We start from the raw sequence: 3,710 nt of genomic DNA on the forward strand, positions 1-3,710 counted from the left end.
GCCGGCGGCGACCGGTTGCGGCCGACGCTGATCGAGGCGGTGCAGTACCGCTACGGCGCGCACACGACGGCGGACGATCCCAGCGTCTACCGGGACGACGAGGAGGTCGAGCGCTGGCGCGAGCGCGATCCGATCGACCGCTTCGAGGCGTACCTGCGAAACGGGGACATCCTCGACGACGACCGGATCGAGACGATCGAGACCGAGATCGAAGAGACGCTCGCGACGCTGGTCGAGCGCGCCGAAGGCGTCGACGGGGACCCCGACGAGCTGTTCGAGTACACGTACGCGGAGCGGACCCCGCGACTCGAGGACCAACGCGACTATCTGGCAGCCCTGCGGGAAACCCACGGCGACGAGGCGTTACTCGAGGACGAGTGAGTTTCGTGATAGATGTATAAAGCCGGGAGTGGGGCAGGCGAACGACTATCCGGCCGTCGTGTCGAGGTGCAGTCGATATGCAACTCGAGCAGCCGTCCCGGGGTGCGACGTCGACCTGGAGCGGCACGGTGCCGAGCGCGGTCGACGCGCGCGTGCTCGGACTGGTCGTCGTGACGGCCGCGCTCGCGGCGTCGATAAACGTACCCTACGGTGGACTACCGATGGCAGCCGCCGCGTTCGTCCTGCTGGCGAGCGGCGGCGTCGGGCTTCACCTGCTCGGCGAACGGAAACTCCGCCGGATTACCGACGAACTCGTCGGGAAGTGGGTCGCAGCCGGCGGGCAGGTCGACGACGTCACCCGGTCGTCGAACGGGATGCGGACGGAGTGGCGGGTCCACACCCCCGACGGCGAGATCGTCATCGGCGGCATCGCACTCGTCCCGATCGCCCGGTTGGCCGTCGAGTGGCAGGGGATCGGCGACACGATGGCCGCCAGCGAGGCCGAAGCGGACATCGATCACCTCGCCGAGAGCCTCTACCGAGAGATTTTCGAGATCGGGGACGCGACCCAGCGGGCGTAACACGCGCTCTCGAAGACTCCTCCCCGAGCGGTACCGGGAGCCGTCACTCGAACAGTTCCTCGTGGCGCTGGGCCAGGTTCGTGTAGTCACCCGAGGAAAACTCCTCGAGGATCTCCGCCGCGTCGATCCCCGTCTCTGCGAGCGGCGTGACCTCCGCCGGAACGCCACGAACGAACGATTCGGGCGGGATCGAGTAGCCGTCGGGAACGACGGTTCCCGCGGCGACGATACTTCCCTTGCCGATCGTGACGTCGGAATTGATCGTCGCGTTGAACCCGACCAGTGCCCGTTCCTCGACGGTCGTCTCGTTGAGCACGGCACCGTGTCCCACCATGACCTCGTCCCCGAGCCGTGACGCGTGAATCGTGGCGTTGTCGCCGACGTGCGTCTCCCGACCGATGCGGACGGGGCCGATGTCTCCTCGAAGGACGACGCCGGGCCAGACGCTCGCGTCGGCTTCGATCCGGACGTCGCCGACGAGGGTCGCCTCCCTGCTCACCCGTGCCCCGTCGTCGATCGTCGGTCGCTCCCCCTCGAATTCGTAGCGTCTGCTGTCGGCCATGGGTGAACGGACCACGATCGGACGGATAATACCGCATCCCGACGCTCGTGACAGTCACGCTCGAGTCGAACTGCTCTCGAAGAAATCGAAGCGAGCGGTCTCGCAGGCGGCGACCCACGGCTATCTCGGTGCGACGGCGGCGAAGCTGCCGAGCGACCATGCTCCCGAGCCCCACCGGACCGTCGACGAGACCGTCGAGCAGCTGAAATCGACTCACGCGGAGTTATAGGACGCACTCGAGCGCGAACTCGAACGAGACGCCAACTTCGCCAACGGGCTCTTCGAAGCGTTCGTCGACGCCCTCGACGAGCGGACCGACCAGTTCCTCGAGATCACGCGCTCCGTCGCGGACCAGACGGTCAGAACGTCGACGAATTTTCGGGACAGCTCCGCGAGCAACTCGAACGGACGCAGGAGCGACTCGAGGAAGAGACCGGCGGCGTCGAGAAACTCCTCGAGCAGCGAGCCGACCAGATCGAACGGTTCCAGCAGCAACTCGAAATACAGACTGAGGCGATCACCCAGCAGATTCCGGTTCAGGGAGCCGACGAGCCCCACACGAAGATCGAAACCGATCCGGAGCACACCCTCGAGTCCGTCGAGGGAATCGACGTAGGCGTCCGTGAACGGCTCTCTGAGGCCGGCACTGTGACGAGCAGTGGCTACGATCGGTGACGGTGCGACCGACGGGAACGGGGCGCAGTTCAGGACTGGATTTTGTCGACGATCTCGCGGGCCTGCTCCTTCGCTTTGTCCTCGCCGACGTGTTTCTCGATCAGGACGCTGGTGACCTCCCAGTCGTCTTCCCCTTCGACCTTTCCGGTCCGGACCTCGCTCCCTTCGGAGACCGACTCCGCCGGCTGCTCCGCCCAGTCGGGCGTCCGTATCTCGTCGTACCGATCCGGATCGCGAAACCGGACGTGGATGTAGTCGTCTTCCGTCTCGACTTTGTCGATGTCAGGCGTGTCGGCCATACTCGACTTTCCACACCCACACGGCTAAATCACGACCCTGAATGTGCCCCGGGCCCGCCAGTAGTTCGACGCCCAGTCTCGCGATCCGAAACGCGGCGAATCGGCAGCGCACGGCGTGGATACTATCCGGGGCAGCTCCCTACGTGAGTCTATGCTCGTCCTCGGCGATGCCCACGCGTCCGACCCCGACCGGTGTGAGACCTTGCTCGAACTCTATCGAACCCTCGAGCCCGACCGGGTGCTCCAGCTCGGCGATCTCGAACGATACGATCTGCCGGCGCCGACGTGGTTCATCGCGGGCAACAACGAGGATTTCGACGTGATCGAAGCGCTACGGGCCGGCGAGCGCCCCGCGGAAACGGACAACGTCCACCTCCTCGCCAGCACGGCGGCGACGGTCGGCGGCCTCCGCGTGGCCGGCCTCTCGGGCAACTTCGCCCCCACGAGGTACGACCTGCCGCGAGACGAACTCGTCGGCGATCGCCGGCGGCACTTCACCCACGAGGACATCGACCGAGCCGCCGACCTCGAGGACGTCGACGTCCTCCTCACCCACGAGGCACCGAACGGCTTGCTGTCCTACGGCTACGACCCCGGCTGCGAGTACGTCGACGAGCTGCTCGGAACGCTCTCGCCCGAGCTCTGCCTGGTCGGCCACCACCACCGCCATCGCGAAGCCGAACTCGGGGGGACCAGAGTTGTCAGTCTCGCGCCCGCCTGGGAGCGATACTACACGCTCGAACCCGAGACGCTGGCGCTCGAGAGCCACGAGCACGACCTATCGGTCGGCGACTGAACGCGAGAAAGAACGGATACGACCGGCGGCTGTCGTCTCAGAAGGTCTCGAGGTAGCGGTCGAGTTCCCAGTCGGAGACGTCGACGAGGTAGTCTTCGAACTCCTGGCGCTTGGCCTCGACGAACTTGGAACTGACGTGGTCGCCGAGCGCGTTGTAGATCGCTTCGTCTTCCTCGAGGGCGTCGACGGCCTCGCCGAGGTTCGCCGGCAGCGTGTCGATGCCGTACTCCTCGCGTTTCTCCTCGTCGAAGTCGTAGATGTTCTCGCGAACCGGGTCGGGACAGTCGAGGTCCTTCTCGATGCCGTCGAGTCCGGCGTGGATCATGACGGCGAGCGCGAGGTAGGCGTTACAGGACGGGTCGGGCGAGCGCAGTTCGACGCGCGACGCCGCGGGCGTTCGCGCGGCCGGCTTGCGG

The 3,710-nt window shown here is 66.2% G+C and carries 7 protein-coding genes and 1 pseudogene; 4 read left to right on the forward strand and 4 right to left on the reverse strand.

Annotation, left to right across the window (positions count from 1 at the left end):
* On the forward strand, positions 1-381 hold a 381-nt coding region (locus tag PGX04_RS10080; RefSeq protein WP_273738375.1), incomplete at its 5' end, for a thiamine pyrophosphate-dependent enzyme.
* Positions 382-458: 77 nt separating this feature from the next.
* Positions 459-962 (forward strand): hypothetical protein, encoded by a 504-nt coding sequence (locus PGX04_RS10085; RefSeq protein ID WP_273738376.1) that lies wholly within the window; start codon positions 459-461, stop codon positions 960-962.
* 43 nt (positions 963-1,005) lie between these two features.
* Here PGX04_RS10085 and PGX04_RS10090 read toward each other — a convergent pair whose 3' ends face one another.
* Positions 1,006-1,524 carry a gamma carbonic anhydrase family protein gene (locus PGX04_RS10090; RefSeq protein WP_273738377.1) on the reverse strand — a complete coding sequence of 173 codons (519 nt, stop codon included), beginning with the start codon at positions 1,522-1,524 and terminating at the stop codon, positions 1,006-1,008.
* On the opposite strand from PGX04_RS10090, the gene PGX04_RS34115 reads away from it, so the two are divergent.
* Positions 1,523-1,753, forward strand: coding sequence for a hypothetical protein (locus tag PGX04_RS34115; RefSeq protein WP_337959461.1), 231 nt, complete (start codon positions 1,523-1,525; stop codon positions 1,751-1,753). The genes PGX04_RS10090 and PGX04_RS34115 overlap by 2 nt on opposite strands.
* Here the strand turns inward: PGX04_RS34115 and PGX04_RS34120 are convergent.
* Together PGX04_RS34120 and PGX04_RS10100 are read right to left on the reverse strand one after the other, a co-directional pair.
* On the reverse strand, positions 1,738-2,109 hold the full coding sequence (locus tag PGX04_RS34120) for a hypothetical protein (protein ID WP_337959462.1): 372 nt from the start codon (positions 2,107-2,109) through the stop codon (positions 1,738-1,740). The genes PGX04_RS34115 and PGX04_RS34120 overlap by 16 nt on opposite strands.
* A 119-nt stretch (positions 2,110-2,228) precedes the next feature.
* Positions 2,229-2,498, reverse strand: coding sequence for a hypothetical protein (locus PGX04_RS10100; RefSeq protein ID WP_273738378.1), 270 nt, complete (start codon positions 2,496-2,498; stop codon positions 2,229-2,231).
* 151 nt (positions 2,499-2,649) lie between these two features.
* On the opposite strand from PGX04_RS10100, the gene PGX04_RS10105 reads away from it, so the two are divergent.
* The gene (locus PGX04_RS10105; RefSeq protein WP_273738379.1) at positions 2,650-3,294 is read left to right on the forward strand and encodes a metallophosphoesterase family protein; all 645 of its coding nucleotides are present in this window, start codon (positions 2,650-2,652) and stop codon (positions 3,292-3,294) included.
* A gap of 37 nt (positions 3,295-3,331) precedes the next feature.
* On the opposite strand, the pseudogene PGX04_RS10110 reads toward PGX04_RS10105, so the two are convergent.
* A pseudogene (locus PGX04_RS10110) lies at positions 3,332-3,710 on the reverse strand (glutamine synthetase); the annotation flags it as partial.

It is taken from the genome of Natrinema soli, assembly GCF_028618695.1.

Bases quoted from the DNA above. Each gene is read 5' to 3' on its own strand.
- PGX04_RS10100 (WP_273738378.1), bottom strand. From the start codon at position 2,498: ATGGCCGACACGCCTGACATCGACAAAGTCGAGACGGAAGACGACTAC.
- PGX04_RS10090 (WP_273738377.1), bottom strand. From the start codon at position 1,524: ATGGCCGACAGCAGACGCTACGAATTCGAGGGGGAGCGACCGACGATC.
- PGX04_RS10105 (WP_273738379.1), top strand. From the start codon at position 2,650: ATGCTCGTCCTCGGCGATGCCCACGCGTCCGACCCCGACCGGTGTGAG.
- PGX04_RS34115 (WP_337959461.1), top strand. From the start codon at position 1,523: ATGGGTGAACGGACCACGATCGGACGGATAATACCGCATCCCGACGCT.
- PGX04_RS10085 (WP_273738376.1), top strand. From the start codon at position 459: ATGCAACTCGAGCAGCCGTCCCGGGGTGCGACGTCGACCTGGAGCGGC.